We start from the raw sequence: 25825 nt of genomic DNA, 5'->3' as shown, positions 1-25825 counted from the left end.
GACTGAATGATGTCAAAACTATTCAAATCAATGCAGGCGTGGTGGCCAGCGAATGAAGGAGAAAAAGAAACAAGTAAAAGTTTGCACCTTACGGAGACGAAAGTTGAGGATGATACTTACAATCAGGAGTATCTTAAAGCTTTAATGAATGAACAGATACCAGCGTCTTTGCTTGATAAAATGTCGGAATTAATAAATAGTTCTATTCCAGAGATTGTACGTCAAAGTATAGATAAGGAGGCTGAGAAGAGAAATATATATTCTCATTTGTTGGAACCGTTTACTGATTATATAAAATTTATATATAGTAAATTGGAAAAGGATGGAGCTTCGAAGTGGAGAAAAGACGAGGGAAAATTCAAAAGCGAAATATTGTCATTAACGGAGAAAGTAAAAGAGATAAATTTAAAGAAAGAAGAAATACAAAAATCCCAGCTAAGTGCAGAGAGGCAAAAGCGTGCTTTGAATGAAAGAGTACACGAGTTGGAGATGAGAATAACGACACTTGAGGCAGAGAAGGAGCAAGTAGATATTGAAAAAAATGCTTTGCTCAATAAATTGAAGGTGGCGGAAGTGCAAGATAAAGATACTCAAGAAGAATGTGTTCGTTTAAAGGCTGAGCTGTCAGGATTAGAGTCTAAAATAACTGAATTGACAGTGCAAAGAGATGAGATATCGATTACATTAGAACAATACAAACAGAAAATAGATAGTTTACAGAATTTGTCTCAAGAGATTGAAAATGTCGTAGCCTCTAAACAGATTTTGGAAAAAGATTTGCGACAATTAAGTGAAGAAAATGAAAACTTGAAATATCGTCTTGAGGAAAAAGAGCAGATAGAACGAGAGGCCAGAGAGAGAGTTGAGCAGGTGATAGCTTTGCAAGAGAAGTTAAGCGAGACAGAAACGTCTTATCAGGAACAGATAGAAAAGTTGCAGGAGGAAGTTCTGGATATCCGAAATGCAAATGAGCAATTAGGGAAACAATTAGCTGATAAGGAAAAATTGTCTATTATAAATCAGGAACAGGAAGTTCGTTTGCAACAATTACAGCAGACTTTGGATGGTGTAGAAAGCCGTTATCAGGAGCAATTGACTGAATTAAATCATAATATAGAGAAAATATTAAGTGACAGAGATGAACTCGCTCGTCAGATAGTTGAGAAGGATGGATTAATTGCTAAATCTGCAGAAAAAGATTCACTATTAGTAGAATTAAATGATAAATTGGCCGAGACAGAAAGAAGATATAAAAATGAATTAGATACTGTACATGAAGGTTTGTCTAATGTTTTGCATGCAAAAGAGGAATTGACTCGCATGTTGGGAGAAAAGGAAAACCAAGTTATTGAGTTCCGTCGCAAAGAGGAGCAACTATCTGAAAATCTAGGTAATAAAGAGAAGGAGATATCCCAGTATTTTGTACAAGTTGAATCTCTGAATACTGAGTTACAAAAATTATCGATAGAAAAAGAAAATTTGCTTAAAAGAATTGAATGTAACGAACAAACATATAAAAAGCATTTGGATGTCCTAGTTCAAGAATCAACAGAGAAATCAGAAAAAAATGATATACGTATAAATGAACTGAATAAAGAACTTGATGAACTCCAACAAAAGTTAACAGAAGCGTTAGATGTTGCTAAGGAGCAGGAAAGACAAAGATTACTTCTTGAAAAAGAGAAAGAAGAGCACATTTCTGACGATAGAGAAGAACTTGAAGCTTTGAAAGAGAAGGTGAAAACGTTGCAAGATACAGTAGATGAAGCTTGGCAGTATAATGAAAAATTATTAAAGAAAATAGATGAGCTTAAGGATGCTAATTTAAGAGAAAAAGAAGCTGTGGCGCAAATCTCGTCAGGAAAAGAGGAAGAGTTGGTTCAGTTAAAACACGAATTGCGTGTTGCGAACGATATGCTTTCGGCAATGAAGACTCAACGTCAGGATTTGTTGGATAATGTGGAGAAAGAACGGCGAGAGAGAGCTAATTTACAGCAGTATATCTCAGAGTTGGAGAGTACATTGAAAGAATCGGAAAAAAGTCAGAAAGATTATAAGTTAGAAATATCTGCTCTCGAAAAAAAGGTAAAAGAGATGAAGCAACAACTTTCAAATAGGGGAGTTGGAGAAGTAGTTCAAGAACCAGAAGAGGAAAATTGGATGAGACCAACTTTGCCAGATACTCCAGATATGATAGAAAAACGAAAAGCAGAGAAAAAGATGAAGGAAGAATTTGTTGAAGAAAAGACAGAGATAAAGCCTGATCTGTCGCAAATGAGCTTATGGTGATAAGTTAATAAAAAATTATAGCATATAAATATGAATACCCATTTCCATTGATGAACTGGAAATGGGTATTTTTTGTTAATATATTTATAAAGACAGTTATAATTTTTTAGAAATATATTTATTCCAAATTCGATTTTAAAGATGGAAAAGATGTTGATGTGTGAGGAGATTTTTTATTTTCATTTTTATTAGGAGTAAGGGGGGATAACAGTTAGGAAGTTTATTAAAATAGAAAGAGAATGCAAAAGACTGTATATTTATTATTTGTATTGGAATTGTTTATTTTATCTGTTGATGCACGAGTTATTCATTTTCCTCAAATGAAGGCACGTAGTACATCTGTGATATCTATAGATAGTGTAGAATTGAGAAAAGATCTTACTAGGTTTTATTTTAATTTTAAAGGATTACCCAATCAGTGGACGGTAGTTGATAGAAGTTTGACATTGTCAGATCCGTCTTCGGGAAAAGAATGGGAAGCAATAGAAGCTGATGGTATTGATTTAGGTCGGAAATTTCAATTTTCAGAGTTAGGAGTAGCAAAAGTTTCTGTCGATTTTCCAGCTTTACCGGATGATGTAAAAATTGTAGATATATTTGAGAAAATTCAAAAGAAACCGATACGATTAATAGATATACAGCTTGAATCAGGAAATAAAGTTTTGTCTGTTCCCCAATACCCGATTAAAAGAGAGAAAAATCGAGAACAAGATTATCGAAAAATATTGAGAGTAGATACTGCAGTGTTAAGAGGCTATATACGGGGTTATCATCCTAGATTGAAATGGGGAGAAGGAGTAATTGTTTTGGATAATGTAGTAACTACAGAAGTACAAAATATTCCAGTGAAGTTTAATGATGATGGCTCTTTTGAGGTAAAAATGGAGTTATATTATCCTGTGCAGCAAGTATTGTTGTTACCGGATGGTTATATTAATTTTTATCTTGAACCAGGAAAAGAATTAGTGGTGTATGCTGATATGGACGAACTTACTCGTCCGGTGTTGAATTTAGAAGAAATAGAATCTAAAGCGCGATATTTAAACTATTCAGGAGAATTGGGTCAAGAGAATAATGAGTTGAAGTGTTACCGAAATTTTGATTTATTTGATGTACAGCAGTATGCTGAAGATATGCGTTCTTTATCTCCTGATTCATTTGATATGAAGGAAAAGTGGAATTTACAGAAGAAATTACAGAATATAGAGAAATTAGAAAAGGAAAATTTACTATCATGTAAGATATCACATCTTCTTAAAATGAATGTATGGTATGTTTATGGACGACACATGCTTGATTATGAGCAATATTATACAGCAAATAAAGGAAGATGTTTACCTGATTCTTTTTATACCTTTTTAGGTACTTTGCCTCGTCATGATGAGTTGTCTTTGTCTGCAGCAGACTATAAATTGTTTATTCACTATTTGGAACATATTTTGCCTATTAGAGAGAAAATGAGTTGGACAGTCAATGATTTTTTATCAGATTTTTCCCAATATGGAATAGAATTGAATCCTGAAGAGAAGGAATTGGTTTCTTGTGCTTTGCGAATGAAAACTCCGTCAGATACATTATCGATACAGAATTTTTCTTATAAAATGGATAAGTTTAATCGAAAATATAAGGACTTTCAAATATTGATGCGAGAAAACGCAGTGTTGAGGAAACAGAGACAAGTATATATTAACCAGTTTGGATTGACTCCAGACATTCAGACTGATTTATTTATTACTCGTCGATTCATGATGCGGTTACAATCTCTTGGTCGTCCTTTGACTTCACAAGAATTATGTTCGGAGACAGAAAATATAAGTAATGTGTTTCTTAAAGATATAGTTTACCAAAAAAACTTTTCTTTTCAGAAATGAAGTGTTATATTGAACTATGGTGTGGATAAGTGATTTAAGGCTAAGATATATGAGATGTAATTTCTTGTGAGAAATTGTCTTGAATAATCCCTTTCTTGGATAAAAATTAAATCTTATTTTTGTGTTATGAAACGGAAATCAAAATGAGAGTTTGCATTGCAGAAAAACCCAGCGTAGCCAAGGAAATAGCTGATATTGTAGGAGCGAAAACTAAAAAAGATGGATATTACGAAGGGAATGGTTATCGGGTAACCTGGACTTTTGGACATTTATGTACACTGAAAGAACCGCACGAATATACTCCGCAATGGAAATCATGGTCTTTATGGACATTACCGATGATTCCTCCGCGTTTTGGTATAAAACTTATACCAGATAAAGGTATAGAGAAGCAGTTTGCAATTATAGAAAAGCTGATGTCAGAAGCAGAAGCTGTAATCAATTGTGGTGATGCGGGGCAGGAAGGGGAACTTATACAAAGATGGGTGATGCAAAAGGCTGGCTGTAAATGTCCAGTATACCGATTATGGATTTCATCTTTGACTGAAGAATCTATCCGGGAAGGTTTTGCATCTTTGAAACGACAAGAAGAATTCAATACGCTGTATGAAGCAGGGTTGTCACGAGCGATTGGCGATTGGTTATTGGGAATAAATGCTACCCGTTTATATACGATAAAGTATGGACAGAGCCGTCAGGTGCTTTCTATAGGACGAGTACAGACTCCGACATTGGCTTTGATTGTAAATCGCCAATTAGAAATCGATAATTTTGTTTCTCAACCTTATTGGGAATTGAAAACTATATATAGAGATACAGTATTTTCTGTAACGAAAGGTCGGTTTTCTACGGTAGAGGAAGGTGAAGTTTTTTTGCAGCAGGTACAAGGAGTCCCTTTTGAAGTAGTCGATATTGCAAAAAAACAAGGAAAAGAATCACCTCCCCGTTTATTTGACTTGACATCATTGCAGGTAGAGTGTAATAAAAAGTTTGCTTATTCGGCCGAAGATACATTGAAACTTATACAGTCGCTTTATGAGAAGAAAGTAACTACATATCCGCGTGTTGATACGACTTTTTTAAGTGATGATATATATCCGAAAGTTCCCAATATTTTGCAAGCTTTGCAGACATCTCAGGTATATGAACCGTTAATAAATCCTTTATGGAGAAGTAACTTACCAAAATCAAAAAAAGTTTTTGATAATTCCAAAGTGACAGATCATCATGCAATTATACCGACAAATGTGCGCCCGAGTAATCTAACTGACAATGAACGTAAAGTATATGATTTAGTAGTTAGGCGATTTATTGCTGCCTTTTATCCTGATTGCAGAGTTGCAACAACAACTGTTTTGGGTAAGGTTGGAAATATAGAATTTAAAGCGACAGGAAAGCAAATTCTTGAACCTGGATGGAGAACAGTTTTTGAAAAAGAAAAGGATGTAGAAAAAGAGGAAAAGGATGGAGATGAAGAGAGAGTTTTACCTGATTTTGTAAAAGGGGAGAGTGGACCACATGAGCCGGCGTTGAGTGAAAAATGGACTCAACCTCCGAAATATTATACAGAAGCTACATTATTACGAGCTATGGAAACTGCAGGAAGGTTGGTGGAGAATGATGAATTGAGAGATGCGTTGAAAGAGAATGGAATAGGTAGACCTTCAACACGAGCTGCTATTATAGAAACTTTGTTTAAGCGTAATTATATTCGTAAAGAACGGAAAAATTTATTAGCGACACAAACGGGTATTGAACTGATTGCCATTATTCATGAAGAGTTATTAAAATCAGCTGAATTGACAGGTATTTGGGAGAATAAACTTCGCAGGATAGAGCGTAATGAATATCGTGCTAAAGATTTTTTGGAAGAATTGAAGCTTATGGTTGCGGAAATTGTAAACAAAGTAAAATATGACCAAGCAGTACGTTCAATTACGATACAGACTCCTTTAGGAGTGCAGGTGTCTAACACAGAGGAAGAGAAAAATGATACGGTTACTAAGAAAGGGCGGAAGGTTAAAGAAAAAAAGAAAAATGAGCTTTTCTCTTCCATAAAAGAAGATACACAGGGTAAAAGTATTCAGGAAATTCAATCAGAACCTATCTTGTGTCCGGTGTGTGGAAAAGGATATATTATAAAGGGAAAAACTGCGTATGGATGTTCAGATTGGAAAGATGGATGTAATTTTAGGTTGTCTTTTGATGAATATGGTGAAAATTTAGTAGATAGTGATTTAAAAATTATTGTACAGAAATTTAGGGATTCAATGGCAGGAGGCCTATCCTTGTTTCCCGAATAAATTGGATATATATGAGGACAATAGAATATTTTCCGGTGATAGATGAGAATGGAAACACCATTGGGAAAACTACTCGTTATGAGTGTCATAATGGATCGAAGATTTTGCATCCAGTTGTTCATTTACATGTCTTTAATGAGAAAGGAGAGTTGTTTTTGCAAAAAAGGTCAGAACAGAAGGATATACAACCAGGAAAGTGGGATACTGCTGTAGGTGGGCATGTTAATTACGGAGAAAAAATTGAAGACGCACTTTATCGAGAGAGCCGAGAAGAATTAGGAATATTTGGTTTTGAGGCACAATTATGGTTCCGCTATATTTTTGAATCAGATATAGAAAGAGAATTGGTTAATTCTTATCGTACAATATATAATGGAGTTATAATTCCTGATTTGGATGAGGTTACAGAAGGCCGTTTTTGGACTATTTCTGAGATAAAAAACTTTCTCAAACGTGATATTTTTACTCCCAATTTTGAATATGAATTTTCATTGATGAAACTTTGATAGAAAATATAGTGAAGAACTTTCAATTTAGTTAACTTCTGCTTTGTTTTTTTCGTGTTGTTTTTCTTTGGCAACTAATGACAAAATATGTTGAATGAATTGAATGTGCTTTAATGGAAGAGATCTTGCAATATTTTCTATCATGATAGAAATTTCCTCTAATGTAAAGTTTGCGGCTCCCGTTACAGAGTGAGGCCTGTCGCAAATGAACAACCCATAATTTATATGCTTTTCTTCACATTTTTCTTGTAACTCCTTTAAATTGTCTAATAGTGCCTCTTCCATAGTGATGAAATAAGTAGTTGTTTTTTAGCTTACAAATTTGAAAGAGAAAAGCACACATGCTTATATCCTTAAAAATTTGTATATTAGTAAGTACAAAACTAACAATTTAGTTTTGTATTTGTATATAAAATCAGTAGATATTTATTAGTTAAAGATTTTTTAACATGGCGAAAATAATTCGTACGAGCTATACTGGAGATAATTTTAGAGAATTTCTTCAAAAAAGAGGGATTACATATAAAGCTGCAGCTGCTGATTTAAAGATAGATAAGAATACTATTGGAAAAGCAGTTAGAGGCGGGAACTTGAATATTGGTGTTTTATTGAAAATCTGTAATCGGTATGGCTTGTCGATTGAAGATTTTTTTGAGAAAAAGGTTGTGTTAACGGATGAAAATAGGAACCAAGAAAATAGTTCAGGTGATTATCTGGAGCGTGAGGAACTTGTTTCCCAAACTTTTACAGAACCTTCAGAAGAATATAAAACTTGTGAAAATATGCAGTTAATATTTAAAGAGTTTTTAGCGCTGTTAGATGGAGATTTGGAATCTTTAAAGAATAAGATTAGTGTTTTTATAAGTAAATTGGAAGAGCTAAAAGAATCCGATAAATAAAGATTATCTTCATAGTCGGTAAAAATTGTAGAGAGTATTTAGGGGTATATTTTATTAAATTGAATAGAAAGATTTGGAATTCCGTTTTGTGATACTTTCTAACGTCTTGAAAAATTATTTGCTGTCTCGTTAATGTATTACTTTTTGATATAGATATTTATTATTGTTCTTTTCTAAACTTTTCCCTGTTGTTACAGACTATTTGGGTTTGTGATGGTTTCAGAAAGATGTTTTATTTTGTTTGTATTTCCTTTTTTTGAAAAGGATTAACATTAAAATATAAGTGTAAAGGTGAGTAGATGTAAAATATTTATCTATAAATTTTAGATTCTTAAAGATAAGGGGGTAAAATAGTTTGAATTATTTTGCAATTAGTTTATGACAAATGTAAGACCGTTGAAATTTGTTTGTATGAAAGAGAGCAATAGAAAGGTGAAGTAACATACTTTAGGATATGATTCATTTCCACCCAATTTGCATATTGGAAAAATTTAAAAGATAGTTTATTTGAGACGGATGTATTTGTAGAGATAATGGCTGCTTATAAAAATGGTATTAATGCTTCTTTGGTATATGACTAGATAAATATTATTAATTTATAGTTTTAATATAGATTATTAAGTATAAGATGCTCTTAATAAAAAAGAACTCAGAGATATCCCTTCTCTGAGTTCTTTTTTATTGAGAGCAGATATTTTTAGAGCACACCTTGTGCCATCATTGCTTTAGCTACTTTCATAAATCCTGCAATATTAGCTCCTTTCACGTAATTTACATATCCATCGCTTTCTTTTCCGTAACGGCAGCATTGGGAGTGGATATCAAACATGATTTGTTTTAGTCGAGCGTCAACTTCTTCTTTGGTCCAACTTAGCTTAATTGCATTTTGGGTCATTTCGAGACCGCTGACTGAGACTCCACCTGCATTAGCAGCTTTACCCGGAGCATATAAGATTTTTGCTTTCAAGAATTCATCAATTGCTTCAGGAGTCGACGGCATATTAGCTCCTTCTGATACAGCTATACAGCCGTTTGCTAATAAAGCGCGTGCGTCATCTCCATCTAATTCATTTTGGGTAGCACTCGGCATGGCAATATCACATTTTTCATTCCATGGACGTCCACCCTCGACATATTTGCAGCCAAATTCTTCTGCATATTCTTTAATACGTCCACGATAAAGGTTTTTAAGCTCAAATATGTATTTGAGTTTCTTTTCATCAATACCATCTGGATCGTAAATGTATCCGTTACTGTCGGACATTGTAACGACTTTAGCCCCTAAGCTAATCAATTTTTCTACTGTATACTGAGCAACATTCCCCGAGCCTGAAACTGTAACAACTTTATCCTTAATGTCGATGTTACGAGTTTTCAACATTTCGAGAAGAAAATATACGTTACCGTATCCTGTAGCCTCTGGACGGATTAAAGAGCCTCCAAATTCAAGGCCTTTGCCTGTGAATGTCCCTGTGTTTTCGCGGGCAAGTTTTTTATACATACCATACATATAGCTTACTTCACGTCCTCCTACACCTATATCTCCCGCAGGAACGTCGGTTTCTGGACCTATGTGACGCCATAATTCGGTAACGAAAGCTTGGCAAAAACGCATAATTTCTGTGTCAGATTTCCCTTTTGGATTGAAGTCTGAACCTCCTTTTCCTCCACCCATCGGAAGTGTTGTCAAAGCATTTTTGAATGTTTGTTCAAATGCAAGAAATTTTAAAATCGACAAGTTTACAGAAGAGTGAAAACGAATTCCTCCCTTATATGGACCAATAGCGTTATTGTGTTGTATCCGGTATCCCATGTTGGTATGAACTTTTCCTTTGTCATCCATCCAAGTTACGCGGAATGAAAAAATACGGTCAGGTATACAAAGTCTTTCAATTAGATTGAAACGGTCAAATTCAGGATGTTCATTATAAGCATCTTCAATAGTTGATAACACTTCTTCTACAGCCTGATGATATTCAGGTTCATTCGGAAAGCGTCTTTTCAGCTCGCTTAATACATTTTGTACATTCATTGTATTATTCTTTTTATATAGTTATAAGTTCTAATTGGATTATCATCTTTGATTCGGTTTGATATCAAAATGATATGTTTCTTTCATTTCGATGCAAATGTACAATAAATAATTTGATATTTGCAAGTATTTTTGTGATAAAAATAACAAATAAATAGTTTTTATTTGATTTTATATCAAAATGCGCATTTTTATGCATTTATTTCTTCCTTTTGTTAAATGCAGAAAATAGGTAATGTTGTATAGTGTAATAAATAAAAATGGAGTATCTCTGTCAGAAATACTCCATTTTATTTATTGTATCAAGATTCTAATTAGTCCTGATCTATTCCCCATTGTTGTTTTGCTAAACGTTTGTAGTTATTATAACGCCATTTTGCATTTTCTTTGGCTGCTTGGAAGAGTTCTTCTGCTTCTTGAGGATATTGCTTCATTACTGATGCATAACGTACCTCGCCTTTAAGGAAGTCTTCGAATTTATCCCATTGAGGTTCTTTGCTGTCCAGTGTGAATGGATTTTTGCCTTCGGCTTCCAACATTGGGTTATAGCGCCATAAATGCCAATATCCGCATTCAACAGCTGCAGCTTCTTCAGCTTGTGCCTTACCCATACCTTTTTTCAAGCCATGGTTGATACATGGAGCATAGGCAATAATGATAGACGGACCGTTGTAAGCTTCTGCTTCACGGATAGCCTTTAAAGTTTGAGCTTGATCTGCACCCATTGCGATTTGTGCGCAATACACATATCCATAGGTTGATGCTATAAGACCTAAATCTTTTTTACGTACACGTTTACCTGCTGCAGCAAATTTGGCAATTGCTCCTACAGGGGTAGCTTTAGATGCTTGCCCACCTGTGTTAGAGTAAACTTCAGTATCTAATACTAGGATATTTACATTTTTACCGGATGCTAATACATGGTCGAGTCCTCCAAATCCGATATCATAAGAAGCACCGTCACCACCAATAATCCATTGAGATTTTTTGATTAAGAATTTAGACAAAGACGCTATTTCTTTACAAATATCACATTTATCAGCATTAGCTGTTACGATAGGAGTAATTTTGGCTTCAAGCTCAATGGAACGTTCTGTATTATCTTTATCTGCGATCCATTCTTTAAAAAGCTCTTTGGTTTCAGAGGGACAATTATCGCTTTCTATGGCTTGATTCATTAGTTTAACAATACGTTCACGCATTTTTTCAACAGCGAGACTCATACCCATGCCAAATTCAGCGAAGTCCTCAAATAATGAGTTTGCCCATGCAACCCCGTGGCCTTTTTCATTTGTAGTATAAGGTGTTGAGGGTATGGATCCAGAATATATAGAAGAGCATCCTGTTGCATTTGCAACCATTTCACGATCTCCAAATAATTGAGAAATTAATTTTACGTATGGAGTTTCACCACAACCAGAACAAGCACCAGAGAATTCAAATAGTGGAGTGGCAAATTGTGAATTTTTTACATTAGCTTTGATATCTACTAAATGTTGTTTGCTCTTTACATTATCAATACAGTATGTCCAGTTGTTAGCTTCAGGCAGTTGAGATTCAAGAGTTTTCATTGCCAAAGCTTTGCCATTCTTGTTACCGGGGCATACGTCGACACAATTACCACAACCTAAACAGTCTAAGACGTCTACTTGCATGCGGAATGTCATACCGTCAAATGCTTTACCTACGGCCTTTATAGATGGGAAATTTGCTCCAGATTGCTCTGTTGCATCAAGTACAAATGGGCGGATTGAAGCATGAGGACAAACATAAGCACATTTGTTACATTGGATACAATTTTCTGGTGTCCATTCTGGAACAAATGCTGCTACACCACGTTTTTCGTATTTAGCAGTACCTTGTGGCCAAGTTCCATCTTCGATTCCTTTAAATGCAGAAACAGGAAGAAGGTCCCCATCTTGAGCATTGATTGGACGCACTACTTCATTGATGAATGCTGGATCATTATTTGCAATGATTTCATCATCAGGTAGATTGGCCCAACTTGGGTCTACAGTCAGTTGTTTATATTCACCACCACGGTCAACTGCAGCATAATTTTTGTTTACAATATCCTCTCCTTTTTTTCCGTAAGATTTTACGATGAACTTTTTCATTTGTTCGATAGCTAAATCAACAGGAATTACTCCTGTAATGCGGAAAAATGCCGATTGTAATATGGTATTGGTACGATTACCTAATCCTATTTCTTGGGCAATTTGAGTTGCATTGATATAGTAAACTGAGATATTTTTTTGAGCAAAATAGCGTTTTACTTTATTAGGTAGATGCTTTGCTAATTCTTCTTCACTCCAGATTGTATTCAGTAAGAATGTTCCATTTTCCCGTAACCCGCGTGTTACATCGTACATGCGAAGGTATGCTTGTACATGGCAAGCTACGAAATTAGGAGTATTTACTAAATAAGTGGAACGTATAGGGCTATCGCCAAAGCGTAAATGAGAACAAGTGAAACCTCCAGATTTTTTTGAGTCATAAGAGAAGTAAGCCTGACAGTGTTTGTCTGTATTATCTCCAATGATTTTTACAGAGTTTTTATTTGCCCCTACAGTGCCATCTGCACCCAATCCGTAGAATTTAGCTTCAAACATGCCTTCTCCTCCAAGAGCAATTTCTTCTTTTTGAGGTAAAGATGTGAAAGTTACATCGTCAACGATACCGATAGTAAAGTTATTTTTAGGCATCGGTAATGCTAAATTCTCAAATACAGAAAGAATTTGGGCAGGAGTGGTATCCTTAGAGCCTAATCCATAACGTCCACCTACAATCTCTGGAGCGTTTTCTTGTCCATAGAATACATCTTTGACATCAAGATATAATGGCTCACCAGTTGCACCTGGTTCTTTGGTTCTGTCGAGGACTGCAATTTTCTTGGCTGTTTTGGGGACTGCAGCTAAGAAATGTTTTGCAGAGAATGGACGATATAGATGTACTGACACTAATCCGACTTTTTCACCTTTAGACATCAGATAGTCTATGGCTTCACGAGCTGCTTCTGTAACTGAGCCCATGGCAATGATTACGCGGTCAGCATCTTCTGCTCCATAATAGTTGAATAATCCGTATTTGCGGCCGGTAATTTTGGATATTTCGTTCATGTATTCTTCAACGATAGCAGGAACAGCTTCGTAGTAACTGTTACATGATTCTCTGTGTTGGAAGAATGTATCTGGATTTTCAGCCATACCGCGTGCCACTGGCTTTTCTGGATTTAATGCGCGGTCACGGAATTCTTGTAGAGCTTTTTGATCTATAAGCGGAGCTAAATCTTCGTTTTCAAGCATTTCGATTTTCTGTATTTCATGAGAAGTACGGAAACCGTCAAAGAAATTAACGAAAGGAACTCTTGCTTTGATCGTAGATAAGTGTGCTACCCCTGCCAAATCCATAACTTCCTGAACCGAACCTTCGGCTAACATAGCAAAGCCTGTTTGGCGTGTAGACATTACATCTTGATGGTCACCAAAAATACAAAGAGCGTGAGATGCTAATGTACGAGCCGAAACATGAAATACACACGGAAGAAATTCACCGGCAATTTTGTACATGTTCGGGATCATTAGCAGTAATCCTTGAGAGGCCGTGTAGGTGGTTGTTAATGCACCGGCTTGCAATGAACCGTGAACGGCTCCTGCAGCTCCTGCCTCTGATTGCATTTCCTGTACTAATACAGTTTCGCCGAAGATGTTTTTGCGTCCTGCGGCAGCCCACTCGTCTACATATTCTGCCATAGTAGAGGAGGGTGTGATGGGGTAAATAGCAGCTACTTCGCTGAACATATACGAGATATGAGCTGCTGCCTGATTACCGTCACAGGTTAACATTTTTTTTTGTTTGGTCATATTCTAAATTATATTTGAAAATTTGAGAATCTCGTTACTTAAATCAATATAAAAAGCCGAAGAGCCAGAGTGGAATTTTATTTTCGTATCCAGTCTCTATCATATCCACGGCATAATATAAGTCTGGGTTAACCCTTCTTCGGATATTTTCCCCTTCAATTCTGAAATTATATCTTTGATTCACCAAAAATTGAGCATTTCGTTCTCCTTTGTTCAACCGGTTGTCCTTATGCAGGATGTTGTAGAAAAATGTTTCTCTTACCGCTTGTTCTCCTACTTGAGAAGGACGCATCGGATACATGAGATTTGTATTATGCATATATACCATTGCCGGTTTTTTCGGAAATTCTTCATTAATTGGATAAAGCATATTGATAAGCCGTGCATCTTTTAAATATTTTATATAATTTACTACTGTGGCTCTTGATGTTTGTATTTCTTTACTCAATTGACTTACATTTGGAGCACAAGGAGCATTTATCGATAGTAAGTAAAGTAATTTTCGTACTTTAGGTAAATATGTAAGTTCTATTTGTTTTAAGAATAATATATCTACCTCCATCATCATATTTATGGTTTTTATCAAGTTTTCAGAAAAATTTCGTTTTTCTAAAAAAAATGGATAAAATCCATGATGCAAATAATCTTGGAAGTATGCTAAGGGTTTTACCTTGCTGCATATGTCTTCGGCTATCTTTGTATGATTATCTAATAGTTCTTCTAATTTAAATGAGGGGAAATCTGTTCCGGCCATTAAATTTAAATATTCTCGAAATGAGAAACCTCTTAAATTGTATGAGTCTACTAATCCTGAAAGTACCGGGTTTTCCTCTTTTAGTCGCATGACAGACGAACCGGTAAACACAATTTTTAATTCAGGAAAATTATCATAGCAATATTTAAGTTCATTAGACCAATTGGGATATTTAAAAACTTGATCAATAAGTAGAGTCTTACCTCCTTTTACTCGAAATTCATCTGCAAAATCAGCTAAGGTTCGTTCTGTAAAATATAAATGGTTTAAATTTATGTATAGACAAGATCTGTCAGTACCGAAATTTTCTTTTGCATATTGAAGGAGGAATGTAGTTTTACCTACTCCCCGGCTTCCTTTTATTCCTATAAGCCGGTTATCCCAGTTAATTTCTTGCATCAATTCTCTTTTAACCGGAGAACTGGTGTGCTCAACCAGATATTTGTGTGTCCTAAAAAATGCTTCCACTTCACAATATTATAATGCGGCACAAATGTATATAAAAAATACAATTTTGCAAAGTAGAGATTACAATTTATACTCTTTTTACTAATTATTTTTTATGTGAAAGGGCTCCATTTTGTAAAAATGTATTTTTTCGCTGTGAAGATACAACTTTTTGTTATTATTTGAAAATAGAAAAAGTTTTGGAGAGGTCGTTTATATGTACATAAAAAACACTTCATATTTTTTGTTCTCAAAGTATGAAGTGTTTCTCAAAAAGACGGTTTTTATTACAATATAAAAACCGTTTTAACATTTTTATATTTTTTAAAAATTGTAAGGGACAAATTCGGCCTGATTCAGATAGTCGAAGCTTTGTCTGACACTTTGCAATACCTCACCGCTGTATCTTTCAATCTCGGCGACTATGTCCTGGGTTCCGGCCTTCTGCACATTTCGGAATATGGCATCGAAACCCACCATTCCGCTCTGTCCGATTTCTCTCTCATCCTTGATGTGAAGGATCTTGAACCGTCCGGGATACTTGTTGAAATAATCCACCGGGCTGTTCTGTCCCCGTACCACCCAGTACACGTCCATCTGGAAGAAGACGTTCTCGGGATCGGTATGGCTGAGCATATAGTCATACATGGTCTCGCCCTCCACTTTCTGGAACTCGTGGGCGTGGTTGTGGTAACCGTACAGGAGCCCGTTTTCCCGGCAGCGTTTCCCGATTTCGTTATAATACCGGCAGTAGGTCTCTAAATCCTTCAGGCTCCCGGGCACGTCCATCCACGGAGTGACGATGTAGCTCATCCCCGCGGCCTTGTGGTCGGCGATGCACCGGTCCCACCACTTGAGCGCTTCCTGGAAGTTGCCCGAGGCCAGCTCTTCAGCGCTGAGTCCCCGTCCGGTATGGGAAGAGAGGGCCGTCATTCCGGCCTTCTCCACGGCTTCCTTGAATTCCTCCGGGGTACGGCCGTAGAACTTGCCGTCGTTATAGCCGGCTGCTTCCACTCCGGTATAGCCCATCTCTGCCAGTTGGAAGAGGAGGCTGTCCAGATTACTGAAGTCCGGGAGAATCTTGTCCCTGACCGAGTACAACTGAATGTTGATGTCCTTCTTTGCGGCCGGAGCCTCTCCGGCTTCTGAAACAGGCTTTCCCGTACACCCCACGACCGTCATGGCAGTCATAAATAACAAAGTTTTGAATTTCGTGTCGTAGATTTTTTTGAAGAGCCTGTTTACAGGGCAAACAGGCTCCCCGGTTAAAAAAAAGTCAGTCTTGGAAATATGTTCAATCTAACACCTTCACGCGGATGTTCCGGTACCATACGTCATCCCCATGGTCCTGCAATCCGATGAACCCTTCGTGGTTGTCTCCCCCGCAGTTGTTGAGCAGGCTGAAAGCCAGCGGCCATTTCTCTTCGCTGAATTTGCTCTTCTGGAGCATTTCCGTCCATTGCGGAGTCCACAGGTGATATTCGAGCACGTTCTCCCCGTTTTGCCCGTGTACGACCGTACCCTTATATACCATGATTTTTGCCTTGTTCCATTCGCCGAAAGGCTTGGCATTCTGCGGCACGGCCGGTATCATGTCATACAGCGAAGCCGACTGTCGGTTGTTGTCCTTGCCCAGCTTGGCATCAGGATGGTTGGCATTGTCCAATACCTGGTACTCCGGTGCGGAAATGTAGATAGGCTCCACGATTTCCTTGCCGTCCTTGTCGGTGCTGGTCACCTCCTGGGCCAGGTAAAGAATGCCCGAGTTCCCCCCCTTGGAAATCTTCCATTCAAGTTCCAGCTCGAAATTCTTGAACTTGTGGGCGAAGATAAGGTCGCCGCCGTCGGCATCCTGGGCTTCACCCCCTCCGGTGCCGTTGAACTTGATGCAACCGTCCTCAATGGTCCATTTTCCCGGGACACGGTCCTTGCCGTAACCCCTCCATCCATTAAAAGTCTTCCCGTCGAAAATGGTGATATACCCATCCGCATCCACCGGAAGATTCAACGTGTCGCTTTCGGGGGCTTTCAAGGAAGAGGAATAAGAAACTGCCACTTCATTACCTGCTTGTTCAGCAGCCTGTCCTTCTGCAGCCTTTTTCTGGTTGCCACCGCTGCAGGCGATTAACGTACCGGCCATCATGCTGCCAGCAAAATAAAATACTTTTTTCATACGATTTTCAAGTTATAAATTTCTATTTCTGTTTTTTTTATACTCAATCCCCGGCTGTTATCTGGGCATGTCGGGCAATTTCCACCCCTGGCGGTAATTGTGCTTGATCAGCTCCTGGGCATAAGCCTGTGCGTTGACCGGGTCAGTCCAGATTTTGTTGAATTTTGGGTCACCGTCCACAATTTTGAAATCGTCCTTGACAAGGTTGCGGATGGTCTCGTTGTCGGCTATATTGGTAAACCTCATGTTCTCCCCGTCCCACTGGAGCTCCTTGTTGAGAGTCTGCAGCCGCACGGCCAGTACCCCCATGACCACCATTTCGTTGAGCGGTCCGGCTTCGGAGAAATCCGATTTGGTCTTTACCCGGCTCGAAGGGCTTTCCTTGCAAGCCCGTATCCAGTCTTGTTCGTGGCCTCCTCCCATGGCGTTGGGCACGCGCCGGCAGACTTTGGGGGCGTTGGGCACCCGGCCCGAAAGCAGGTAAGGCTGCTGCCCGTAACAACCGCAAATAAGGGTATCCTTGGTCCCGTGGAAAATCGTCAATCCCCCTCCAGGTCCCATCAGCTGCTTGTTGTCAGGGAAACCGGCCGGCCGGTCCGGCATCATGCCTCCGTCATACCAGTGCACCTCGACTTCGGGCATGGCCACCTTGGGCATGTTGTCCCGGGCGGGGAAGACCATTTTCACGTGTTGGGCCGTAGGGGCGCAGTCTTGCAGCAGAAGGGTTGACGAGCCTTGTACCTTGGTGGGATACTTCAAGTTCAAGGCCTTGAACGGCTGGTGCAGGATGTGGCAGGCCATGTCCCCCAAAGCTCCGGTCCCGAAACGCCACCAACCCCTCCAGTTCCAAGGATGGTAGATGGAATTGTACGGAATCACTTCCGTAGGGCCACAGAACAGGTCCCAGTCAAGAGTCTTGGGAATGCGGTCTACCTTCTCAGGCGCGTTGAGACCCTGGGGCCAGATGGGCCGGTCCGTAGCGCATTCCACTTTGGTGACCTCTCCGATCTCACCGTTCCATATCCATTCGCACACCAGGTCGGTGCCCTCGTCCGAAGCCCCCTGGTTGCCCATCTGCGTAGCCACGTTGTACTTTTCGGCCAGCTTGGTCAGCAGGCGGGACTCATATACCGAGTGGGTCAAAGGCTTCTGGCAATACACGTGCTTGCCCATGGTCAGCGCTTCGGCCGAGATGATGGCATGGGTGTGGTCGGCCGTAGCCACTAGGACCGCATCGATGCTCTTGCCCATTTCATCATACATCTTGCGGTAATCATAATACCTCTTGGCGTTGGGAAGACGCTCGAAAACAGGCTTGGCATAACGCCAGTCCACGTCGCACAAGGCCACGATATTATCCGTCTTTTCCATGTTTTTCAGATTGGCATTACCCATGCCTCCGATACCTACAGCCGCGATGTTCAGCTTGTCACTGGGAGGGACATGCCCGAAACTCTTGCCCAGAATGCTGCTCGGGGCGATGGTCAGGCCGGCCAGGGCGGCAGCGCCTGTCTTGAGAAAATCTCTTCTTGAAATGTCTGACATAATAATTAAATTTTTAGTTAACCATTTATTTTTATATAGTTTGCTTAAAAACGTTTGATCAGTCCGTAACCGTTTTTCATGTTCCGGCGCCGTTCCCGGATACGCTCCAGCGTCTGTACTTTGCCGATGGAGGGCAGCTCGTGCTCCTTGGCATCCAGGAAGAATTTCCAGGCATACTCCGAGGCAATGGCCGAATCGCGCAACCGGGGCAGCAGGGGATGGCGCACGCCACTGCGCAGGGATTCCGCGAAGAGACGGCACAGACGGTCTATGTTCTTTCCCCCGAAAGGCTTCTCGATGCGTTGGGTCTGGTTGACCCCGTGGAGGTCCACCACGGCCGTCTTGAAGTCGTGGCTCATGCGGACAATGCCTTTGGTACCGATGATGTCGACATAGGAATTATGAGTCTGGTCTTTGGAAAGCTGCCCGTAAACGAAGCCTTGGGTGATGTCGAAAACCACGCCGTTGTCAAAAGTGCCGTGGCACTGTATCCACCAGGGGTCCTTGTAGTTCCACATGTTGATCCCCTGCGAGTGCCAGCTCTTGTATTCACACCCGGCATACCACCGCGCGATGTCAACGTAGTGCATCCCGCAGTCATGGAAAGCCGGCCCCTCATGTTCGTGCCCCTCGCCCGGCACAAGCCCCGGAGTCATGTGGCAGATGCGGAGGATGGCCAGCTCCCCGATTTCTCCCTGCTCGATGTAGTGTTTCATGCACTGGTGGTACCATGAATTCCGCAAATAGAGATTGACCGTGCTGAGCAGCGGTGACGATTCGCTCAGCCGCACGGCCTCCCATTCCCGCTCGACGGTATCGGCTATGGGCTTTTCCGATATGATATGCTTGCCATAATGTACGGCTTTGCTGATTTGCTCCAGCCTCGAATCGGCCAGTGTGAACAGGCCTACGACCTCTATTTCAGGGTCCTCGAAGATGACCTGCTCGTCTTCGATGATCTTGCTTCCGGGAGACAGCTCCCCGGCCAATGCCCGAATGCCCGGGTTGACATCGCATATGTAGCGTATGTCCCATTCCCCGCTCTTCTGCATCTCTTCCAAATAGAATCTCCCCATCCGGCCTAGGCCTATCAACCCTGTCTTTATTCTGGTACTCATGATAATAGAATCTCACTATAAAATAAGCTTTTCTCTATATGATAGGAGAGAAAAATCTTAATTACCACACTAACATCTTATATTTTAGTCTCAAAAATACAAAATATTTTTATATCCTTGCTGATAAGGGTAGAAAAAAACATAACGTATATGTCAAATATTGTATCGATTTTAAGATTTTGATATAAAAATGTATTATTAAGTATTTGTTTGATGAAATATTGGTTGAAATTCTCGAAAATATTTTTGATATGAAATGTACTTGAAAAAATAAGAAAAATGATTGGTGGATTGGATATCATCGCTATTTTATAGATTGTCAAAAAAAATTTGGAAGGGGCTTTTTCGAATTTTGAATGATATTTTGGTTAAAGTCATTATAAAATGGTGCTTGTTGCAATAATATCGTTAAAGCTTATTAACAAGAAAGATGAAACTTTCTCGGAGTATCATTGTTATAGATTCAAAAGAGTTTTTTAATTATAATCTTTTAAAAACAGAAAGTATATGAAAAGATTTGTTCCTATTCTATTGGTATTGTTCTTATTTGCAGCGTGTGAAAAAGAACCCAATACGGATGATTTGGACGACAACTTCCTCGTCTATACCGATTATGACAAGACTGAAGATTTTGGTTCGTTTACCAAGTTTTACATCCCTGATAGTATTTTGCTGATTACAGATAGTAAAGAAGCCCAATACTGGAAAGATGATAATGCATTGCGTATAATCGAAGCTTGTGTCGACAATATGGAAGAGCGCGGTTATCAGCGAGTTGATAAGAAGGATCAGGCTGATTTAGGTATTCAAATGAGTTATGTTGAAGATACTCATTATTTTACCGGATATAGTGACCCTTATTGGTGGTGGGATTATCCCGGTTATTGGTATCCCGGATATTGGGGTAATTGGGGTGGTTGGTATTATCCATATCGTGTAGTGTATAGTTATAATGTAGGTTCTTTGCTTACTGAACTTATTAATTTGGAAGTAAATGAGACAACTACTAATACAAAGAAATTGTCTGTTATTTGGGATGCTTACATGACCGGTTTATTGTCATCTTCTCATCGGATAAATACCGAGTTGGCTATAACTGCTGTTAATCAAGCGTTTATACAATCACCTTATCTGAAAAAATAGAATAGATGAAGTGTTGTCTGATTTTTTACTTAAAAAAAGAGGACAGACATGGTAATTTCAAGAGTAATTAATTAAAATAAAATATGCACATATGAAAAGAGTAAAAAATATATGGACTAAAGCAGTTCTTTTTGTGGCGCTTTGTCTGGCTTTTCCTTTTGGTATGAAAGCTCAGGATGTTTCTGATTCGTTCTTTCATATTGATTGGCAATTTAATGTTCCCCTCAATAATAAGTTTGCTGATGTTGCCAGCGGATGGGGTATGAATTTTGAAGGTGGTTATTATTTTACCGAACATTTTGGTGTAGGAGCATTTATCGCTTATCATACAAATAATGAATATATTTCAATGCGAACTATACAGATGACTGACCATTCAGCTGTTACTATGGACCAGCAGCATTCAGTATTTCAATTGCCTTTTGGAGCATCTCTACGTTATCGTTTTATTCCAGGGAATATGTTTGAACCGTATGTTGCCTTGAAATTAGGGGCAGAGTACGCTCGCATGTCATCTTATTATAATGTTTATAAATCAAAGGATGATGATTGGGGATTTACGACTTCGCCTGAAGTAGGTATGACTATTTATCCGACGTCAAATCATAATTTTGGATTTCACGTTGCATTGTATTATAGTTATGCCACTAATAAGTCAAAAGTTTTGACATATAAAGTTGATGGGTTGAATAATTTTGGATTCCGTTTAGGTGTGACATTCTGATGAGCTGACTTATATATACATATTTTCAAAAGCCTTTGTATTTCTTGTAATAAGAAATTTCAGAGGCTTTTTTATTATTATAATTTGAAATAGAAAACGTTTTTGTTATAAAAAGTTTTTTTCGTGTCTGATAGTGGCAAATCTTTGGATTATTATATTTATTTTTGTATTCTAAATGTTAACCGGATAATTTGAGTATGGAACACGCATATAACCTACTTTTGTGGGGAATGATTTTTTTAGCTGTCATAGTTTTTATTGCTTTATATTTTGTTAAAGCCGGATATGGTATTATGAGAAATGGGCATTGGGGACCTCAGATACCCAATAAATGGGGCTGGCTTTTAATGGAAGCTCCAGTTTTTATTGTTATGGGAATATTATGGTGGAAATCTGAACGTCGTTTCGAACCTGTTTGCTTGATATTTTTTTCATTGTTTCAGATACATTATTTGAACCGTTCGTTTATATATCCCTTTTTATTAAAAGGTAAAAGCCCAATGCCTTTGAGTATCATATTGATGGGAGTTGTTTTTAATGTGTTGAATGCTGTGATGCAGGGAGGATGGATTTTCTATTTTTCGCCATCAAATATGTACTCTTTACGATGGCTATATACACCACAGTTTATATTTGGTACATTTATATTTTTTATGGGAATGTATATTAATATGCGTTCTGATTATATTATTCGTCATTTACGTAAACCAGGTGATACAAAACACTATCTTCCTCGGGGTGGAATGTTTCGTTATGTATCTTCTGCCAATTATTTTGGAGAGATTGTGGAATGGATAGGTTTTGCAATTCTTACGTGGTCATTGGCTGGTACAGTTTTTGCCATTTGGACTTTTGCAAATCTTGTTCCACGGGCAAATGCGATTTATCATCGGTATGAAGATATGTTTGGAGAAGAATTTGTTAAAGAAAAACGGAAAAGAGTAATACCTTTTATTTATTGAGATAGTAAGGGATAAGAGGGGATTATACGAATTTTTGTTGTGGAAAATTGGGAAAGATAACCGAGTGATCGAAATTTTTTCTACAAAAGATATAATATTAAAATAGTATGGAAAATTCAGTTTTATTTACACCTGCTAAGATAGGACCATTAACGCTACGTAACCGGACTATTCGTGCTGCAGCTTTTGAAGGGATGTGTGCGGGTAACGGGCCAACTAAACTATTGTATGATTATCATAAAAGTGTAGCAGCGGGAGGTATAGGAATGACGACGTTAGCTTACGCCGCAGTTACTCGTAGTGGACTTTCTTTTCCTCATCAACTATGGTTACGCCGTGAAATAGTACCTGGACTTAAGCATATTACTGATGTGATTCATTCAGAGCAAGCAGCTGCATCGATTCAGATAGGACATTGTGGTAATATGTCTCATAGAAGTACAGCAGGGCAGCTTCCAATATCAGCATCTACGGGTTTCAATCTTTATTCTCCTACGTTTGTCAGAGGGATGCGTAAGTCTGAAATTATAGATATGGCTAAAGAGTTTGGAAAATCTGTTCGTTTGATACGGGAAGCCGGATTTGATGCGGTGGAGGTACACGCTGGACATGGTTATTTGATAAGTCAGTTTTTATCTCCTTATACCAATCATCGTCGAGACGAATATGGGGGTGTATTGGAAAATCGGATGAGGTTTATGCAAATGTGCATAAATGAGGTTCTTGAAGAAGCTAAAGATGATATTGCTGTTATTGTGAAGATGAATATGCGTGATGGCTTTAAGTCGGGAATGGATATTGACGAATGTCTTCAAGTAGGAAAAGAGCTGGAGAAACTGGGGGTACATGCATTGGTGCTTAGTGGAGGATTTGTTAGTAAAGCTCCTATGTATGTTATGAGGGGTGAAATGCCTATTTACACTATGACGTACTATATGAAACAGCTATGGTTGAAATATGGGGTACGTATGTTTGGGCATATGATGATTCCGGATGCACCTTTTAAAGAAGCCTACTTTTATGAAGATGCTTTAAAATTTAGGAAAATGTTAAAATTACCTCTGATTTATGTTGGAGGTCTGGTATCTCGAGAAAAAATAGATATGGTATTAAATTCAGGATTTGAATTTGTGGCTATGGCTCGGGCGTTAATAAATGAACCAGATTTTGTAAATCGGATGAAAAGTGAAGGAGAATTGCGTTGTGGTTGTGACCATGTTAATTATTGTATCGCTCGTATGTATAGTAGAGAAATGGCTTGCCATAAACATCTTAATAATTTGCCTCCTGCTATTATAAAAGAGTTGGAAAAGAATAAGAAAAAAAATGGAGAGTGCTGTTAAGGGAAAAACTGTAGCGTTGGTAACTGGAGCTAGTTCAGGAATTGGTTATGAATATGCTCGACAACTGGCCGAAAGAAGGTATAATTTGCTATTAGTAAGTAATGAAGAGGAACCAATACAAAGAGTAGCAAGAGAATTATCTATACATTATTCCGTTTCTGTTGAGGGATTATATCGAGATTTGTCAAATTTAGATGCGGCTTCGAGTTTGTATTGTTATTGTCGGGAAAATGATATTGTAGTTGAGATTTTAATTAATAATGCCGGTATATTTTTTTTTAATGATGTAATCAACGTAAATACTGGTAAATTGTCAGTAATAGTTAATCTTCATGTTTATACGGTAACGATGCTGTGTCATTTTTTTGGAGAAGATATGGCAAAAAGGGGAAAGGGATACATTCTGAATATGTCTTCTTTAGCCGCAAAGATACCATATCCTGGAATATCAGTATATGCTGCAACGAAATCATATGTACGTACTTTGTCAAAAGCGATGTATAATGAAATGTATGATAAAGGTGTAATAGTGACAGCTGTATGTCCAGGTGGAGTTGCGACTAATTTATATAATTTGAAGCCGGAATTGTTGAGGCTTGGAGTTCGTTTAGGGATTCTTATGCCTACAAAAAAATTAGCGCGTAAGGGTTTGTCTGCTATGTTTGCTGGGAAAAGATGTATTACACCTGGTTGGATAAATTATTTATTTTCTTTTGGAGCTACATGTATTCCATCTATTGTTGTTCGTATGATAAAGCGGAAAGCTAAATTTTATCAGTATGGAAAATAAGGGATATATTATTATTACCGGTGCTAATGGAGGAATGGGAGCATCCCTTACTGAATCATTGATAAGGTCAGGCTATCGGGTATTGATGGCATGTCGCAATATAGAAAAGGGTGAGGAAATAAAAAAAAGACTTGTATCTTTGTATGGGGGAGCGGATATTAAGCTTTATACTTTAGATTTGGCTTCGTTCAATTCTATTAAAAGCTTTACTGAACAATTATATGAGGATAAAATTCGAATTACTGCGTTAATTAATAATGCAGGGATAATGAATCGGGATTTTTTGTTGACGGCTGATGGATTCGAACAAAATTTAGGAGTTAATTATATAGGAACATATTTACTTACTCGGCGTGTGATACCTCTTTTAGAGGAAGGAGGCCATATTATAAATACCGGTTCTCTTACATATCAGATAGGAAAGATCAACAGTAAAATGTTTATTCCAGATAAAGAGCATTATACTCGTTTTGGAACATATGGTATATCAAAACAAGCAGTTATTCTTTTTACATTAGAATTGGCAGAGCGGCTTAAAGGAGAAAAAATTATAGTAAATGCTGTAGACCCCGGAGTCGTGGATACGGGCATTATTACAATGCACCGATGGTTTGACCCAATTGTCGATTGGATTTTCAGGCCGATTATTCGTACCCCTGCTCAAGGAGTAGAACGTACGTTACTGTTAGTAACGGACAAAGTTGATTGCAATCAATCGGGAATATATTGGGGGCGTTATCGTCCTGTGATGATATCACCTAAGGTGCTGAATAATCCATATCGTTGGCGGCTTTGGAATGATACGGAAAAAATTGTTTCAAAATGGTTATAATTCGCCCTTTCGGTAATATAAATAAATTGTTTTTTCATTGTTTGTTTTTGCTATTTGTATTTTTTTTATAAAGTTGCAATTTATTAAAGCAAATTAAAATAGAAAAGAAAAGCTTTTTTTTTGTATACTAAGAATCCATATTTTTCGTTATTTGATAAAAGAATAACAATATTTGTAGCATTTGATTTGGGCCACATTTTTAATGAATGAGATTTATTATAATTCTGGAAG

The 25825-nt window shown here is 38.1% G+C and carries 19 protein-coding genes; 11 read left to right on the top strand and 8 right to left on the bottom strand.

Translation table 11 applies throughout. From position 1 onward, the window contains the following. Positions 1 to 6 precede the first annotated feature (6 nt). The 4 genes from Cop2CBH44_RS07625 to Cop2CBH44_RS07610 all read left to right on the top strand — a co-directional run bounded on the left by Cop2CBH44_RS07625 (position 7) and on the right by Cop2CBH44_RS07610 (position 6969). Entirely contained in the window at positions 7 to 2289 is a 2283-nt protein-coding gene (locus Cop2CBH44_RS07625) for a coiled-coil domain-containing protein (RefSeq protein ID WP_200755838.1), read from the top strand. Positions 2290 to 2528: 239 nt separating this feature from the next. Further along, a complete protein-coding gene (locus Cop2CBH44_RS07620) occupies positions 2529 to 4160 on the top strand; it encodes a hypothetical protein (protein ID WP_200755837.1) in 1632 nt (543 codons plus the stop codon). Positions 4161 to 4303: 143 nt separating this feature from the next. Next, positions 4304 to 6463: a DNA topoisomerase 3 gene (locus Cop2CBH44_RS07615; protein WP_055096714.1), complete on the top strand. Its 2160-nt coding sequence runs from the start codon at positions 4304 to 4306 to the stop codon at positions 6461 to 6463. 11 nt (positions 6464 to 6474) lie between these two features. Beyond that, complete coding sequence (locus Cop2CBH44_RS07610) at positions 6475 to 6969, top strand: NUDIX hydrolase (protein WP_021932095.1); 495 nt, start codon at positions 6475 to 6477, stop codon at positions 6967 to 6969. Positions 6970 to 6996: 27 nt separating this feature from the next. Here Cop2CBH44_RS07610 and Cop2CBH44_RS07605 read toward each other — a convergent pair whose 3' ends face one another. Continuing rightward, positions 6997 to 7254, bottom strand: coding sequence for a hypothetical protein (locus Cop2CBH44_RS07605; protein ID WP_200755836.1), 258 nt, complete (start codon positions 7252 to 7254; stop codon positions 6997 to 6999). 164 nt (positions 7255 to 7418) lie between these two features. On the opposite strand from Cop2CBH44_RS07605, the gene Cop2CBH44_RS07600 reads away from it, so the two are divergent. Next, entirely contained in the window at positions 7419 to 7868 is a 450-nt protein-coding gene (locus tag Cop2CBH44_RS07600) for a helix-turn-helix domain-containing protein (RefSeq protein WP_021932097.1), read from the top strand. A gap of 697 nt (positions 7869 to 8565) precedes the next feature. Here Cop2CBH44_RS07600 and Cop2CBH44_RS07595 read toward each other — a convergent pair. The 7 genes from Cop2CBH44_RS07595 to Cop2CBH44_RS07565 all read right to left on the bottom strand — a co-directional run bounded on the left by Cop2CBH44_RS07595 (position 8566) and on the right by Cop2CBH44_RS07565 (position 19800). After that, on the bottom strand, positions 8566 to 9900 hold the full coding sequence (locus Cop2CBH44_RS07595) for an NADP-specific glutamate dehydrogenase (RefSeq protein ID WP_021932098.1): 1335 nt from the start codon (positions 9898 to 9900) through the stop codon (positions 8566 to 8568). 314 nt (positions 9901 to 10214) lie between these two features. Continuing rightward, complete coding sequence (gene nifJ / locus Cop2CBH44_RS07590; protein WP_200755835.1) at positions 10215 to 13763, bottom strand: pyruvate:ferredoxin (flavodoxin) oxidoreductase; 3549 nt, start codon at positions 13761 to 13763, stop codon at positions 10215 to 10217. Positions 13764 to 13806: 43 nt separating this feature from the next. Continuing rightward, positions 13807 to 14985, bottom strand: coding sequence for an ATP-binding protein (locus tag Cop2CBH44_RS07585; RefSeq protein WP_055096709.1), 1179 nt, complete (start codon positions 14983 to 14985; stop codon positions 13807 to 13809). A 303-nt stretch (positions 14986 to 15288) separates the two neighbouring features. Further along, a complete protein-coding gene (locus Cop2CBH44_RS07580) occupies positions 15289 to 16146 on the bottom strand; it encodes a sugar phosphate isomerase/epimerase family protein (RefSeq protein WP_246469212.1) in 858 nt (285 codons plus the stop codon). A 112-nt stretch (positions 16147 to 16258) separates the two neighbouring features. Then, entirely contained in the window at positions 16259 to 17137 is an 879-nt protein-coding gene (locus Cop2CBH44_RS07575) for a 3-keto-disaccharide hydrolase (protein ID WP_200755471.1), read from the bottom strand. A gap of 57 nt (positions 17138 to 17194) precedes the next feature. Continuing rightward, positions 17195 to 18682 carry a glycoside 3-dehydrogenase gene (locus Cop2CBH44_RS07570; RefSeq protein WP_021931084.1) on the bottom strand — a complete coding sequence of 496 codons (1488 nt, stop codon included), beginning with the start codon at positions 18680 to 18682 and terminating at the stop codon, positions 17195 to 17197. Between the two features lie 44 nt (positions 18683 to 18726). After that, on the bottom strand, positions 18727 to 19800 hold the full coding sequence (locus Cop2CBH44_RS07565; protein ID WP_021931083.1) for a disaccharide 3-dehydrogenase: 1074 nt from the start codon (positions 19798 to 19800) through the stop codon (positions 18727 to 18729). Between the two features lie 507 nt (positions 19801 to 20307). Here Cop2CBH44_RS07565 and Cop2CBH44_RS07560 point away from each other — a divergent pair. From Cop2CBH44_RS07560 to Cop2CBH44_RS07535, 6 genes are all read left to right on the top strand, one after another. Continuing rightward, positions 20308 to 20943 (top strand): DUF4136 domain-containing protein, encoded by a 636-nt coding sequence (locus Cop2CBH44_RS07560; RefSeq protein WP_200755833.1) that lies wholly within the window; start codon positions 20308 to 20310, stop codon positions 20941 to 20943. 91 nt (positions 20944 to 21034) lie between these two features. Beyond that, entirely contained in the window at positions 21035 to 21667 is a 633-nt protein-coding gene (locus tag Cop2CBH44_RS07555) for an outer membrane beta-barrel protein (RefSeq protein WP_021931080.1), read from the top strand. 230 nt (positions 21668 to 21897) lie between these two features. Further along, entirely contained in the window at positions 21898 to 22629 is a 732-nt protein-coding gene (locus tag Cop2CBH44_RS07550) for a DUF1295 domain-containing protein (protein WP_200755936.1), read from the top strand. Between the two features lie 107 nt (positions 22630 to 22736). Next, positions 22737 to 23972, top strand: coding sequence for an NADH:flavin oxidoreductase (locus Cop2CBH44_RS07545; protein ID WP_021931078.1), 1236 nt, complete (start codon positions 22737 to 22739; stop codon positions 23970 to 23972). After that, the gene (locus Cop2CBH44_RS07540; RefSeq protein ID WP_021931077.1) at positions 23956 to 24762 is read left to right on the top strand and encodes an SDR family NAD(P)-dependent oxidoreductase; all 807 of its coding nucleotides are present in this window, start codon (positions 23956 to 23958) and stop codon (positions 24760 to 24762) included. Before Cop2CBH44_RS07545 ends, Cop2CBH44_RS07540 begins: the two co-directional genes overlap by 17 nt. Continuing rightward, positions 24752 to 25594, top strand: a complete 843-nt coding sequence (locus Cop2CBH44_RS07535) for an SDR family NAD(P)-dependent oxidoreductase (protein WP_055096704.1) — start codon at positions 24752 to 24754, stop codon at positions 25592 to 25594. The genes Cop2CBH44_RS07540 and Cop2CBH44_RS07535 overlap by 11 nt, the downstream gene beginning before the upstream one ends. Positions 25595 to 25825 lie beyond the last annotated feature (231 nt).

This window comes from Coprobacter secundus subsp. similis, from assembly GCF_015097275.1.
GTDB lineage: Bacteria > Bacteroidota > Bacteroidia > Bacteroidales > Coprobacteraceae > Coprobacter > Coprobacter secundus.
The sequence above is the reverse complement of the archived record's forward strand: the minus strand, read 5'-3'. Positions and strand labels throughout refer to the sequence as shown.

What these genes read in the sequence shown, in the direction of transcription:
- nifJ (WP_200755835.1), bottom strand. Translation starts at nt 13,763, where the DNA reads ATGACCAAACAAAAAAAAATGTTAACCTGTGACGGTAATCAGGCAGCA.
- Cop2CBH44_RS07540 (WP_021931077.1), top strand. Translation starts at nt 23,956, where the DNA reads ATGGAGAGTGCTGTTAAGGGAAAAACTGTAGCGTTGGTAACTGGAGCT.
- Cop2CBH44_RS07615 (WP_055096714.1), top strand. Translation starts at nt 4,304, where the DNA reads ATGAGAGTTTGCATTGCAGAAAAACCCAGCGTAGCCAAGGAAATAGCT.
- Cop2CBH44_RS07605 (WP_200755836.1), bottom strand. Translation starts at nt 7,254, where the DNA reads ATGGAAGAGGCACTATTAGACAATTTAAAGGAGTTACAAGAAAAATGT.
- Cop2CBH44_RS07535 (WP_055096704.1), top strand. Translation starts at nt 24,752, where the DNA reads ATGGAAAATAAGGGATATATTATTATTACCGGTGCTAATGGAGGAATG.
- Cop2CBH44_RS07545 (WP_021931078.1), top strand. Translation starts at nt 22,737, where the DNA reads ATGGAAAATTCAGTTTTATTTACACCTGCTAAGATAGGACCATTAACG.
- Cop2CBH44_RS07555 (WP_021931080.1), top strand. Translation starts at nt 21,035, where the DNA reads ATGAAAAGAGTAAAAAATATATGGACTAAAGCAGTTCTTTTTGTGGCG.
- Cop2CBH44_RS07595 (WP_021932098.1), bottom strand. Translation starts at nt 9,900, where the DNA reads ATGAATGTACAAAATGTATTAAGCGAGCTGAAAAGACGCTTTCCGAAT.
- Cop2CBH44_RS07625 (WP_200755838.1), top strand. Translation starts at nt 7, where the DNA reads ATGATGTCAAAACTATTCAAATCAATGCAGGCGTGGTGGCCAGCGAAT.
- Cop2CBH44_RS07550 (WP_200755936.1), top strand. Translation starts at nt 21,898, where the DNA reads ATGATTTTTTTAGCTGTCATAGTTTTTATTGCTTTATATTTTGTTAAA.
- Cop2CBH44_RS07600 (WP_021932097.1), top strand. Translation starts at nt 7,419, where the DNA reads ATGGCGAAAATAATTCGTACGAGCTATACTGGAGATAATTTTAGAGAA.
- Cop2CBH44_RS07575 (WP_200755471.1), bottom strand. Translation starts at nt 17,137, where the DNA reads ATGAAAAAAGTATTTTATTTTGCTGGCAGCATGATGGCCGGTACGTTA.
- Cop2CBH44_RS07580 (WP_246469212.1), bottom strand. Translation starts at nt 16,146, where the DNA reads ATGACGGTCGTGGGGTGTACGGGAAAGCCTGTTTCAGAAGCCGGAGAG.
- Cop2CBH44_RS07565 (WP_021931083.1), bottom strand. Translation starts at nt 19,800, where the DNA reads ATGAGTACCAGAATAAAGACAGGGTTGATAGGCCTAGGCCGGATGGGG.
- Cop2CBH44_RS07620 (WP_200755837.1), top strand. Translation starts at nt 2,529, where the DNA reads ATGCAAAAGACTGTATATTTATTATTTGTATTGGAATTGTTTATTTTA.
- Cop2CBH44_RS07610 (WP_021932095.1), top strand. Translation starts at nt 6,475, where the DNA reads ATGAGGACAATAGAATATTTTCCGGTGATAGATGAGAATGGAAACACC.
- Cop2CBH44_RS07560 (WP_200755833.1), top strand. Translation starts at nt 20,308, where the DNA reads ATGAAAAGATTTGTTCCTATTCTATTGGTATTGTTCTTATTTGCAGCG.
- Cop2CBH44_RS07570 (WP_021931084.1), bottom strand. Translation starts at nt 18,682, where the DNA reads ATGTCAGACATTTCAAGAAGAGATTTTCTCAAGACAGGCGCTGCCGCC.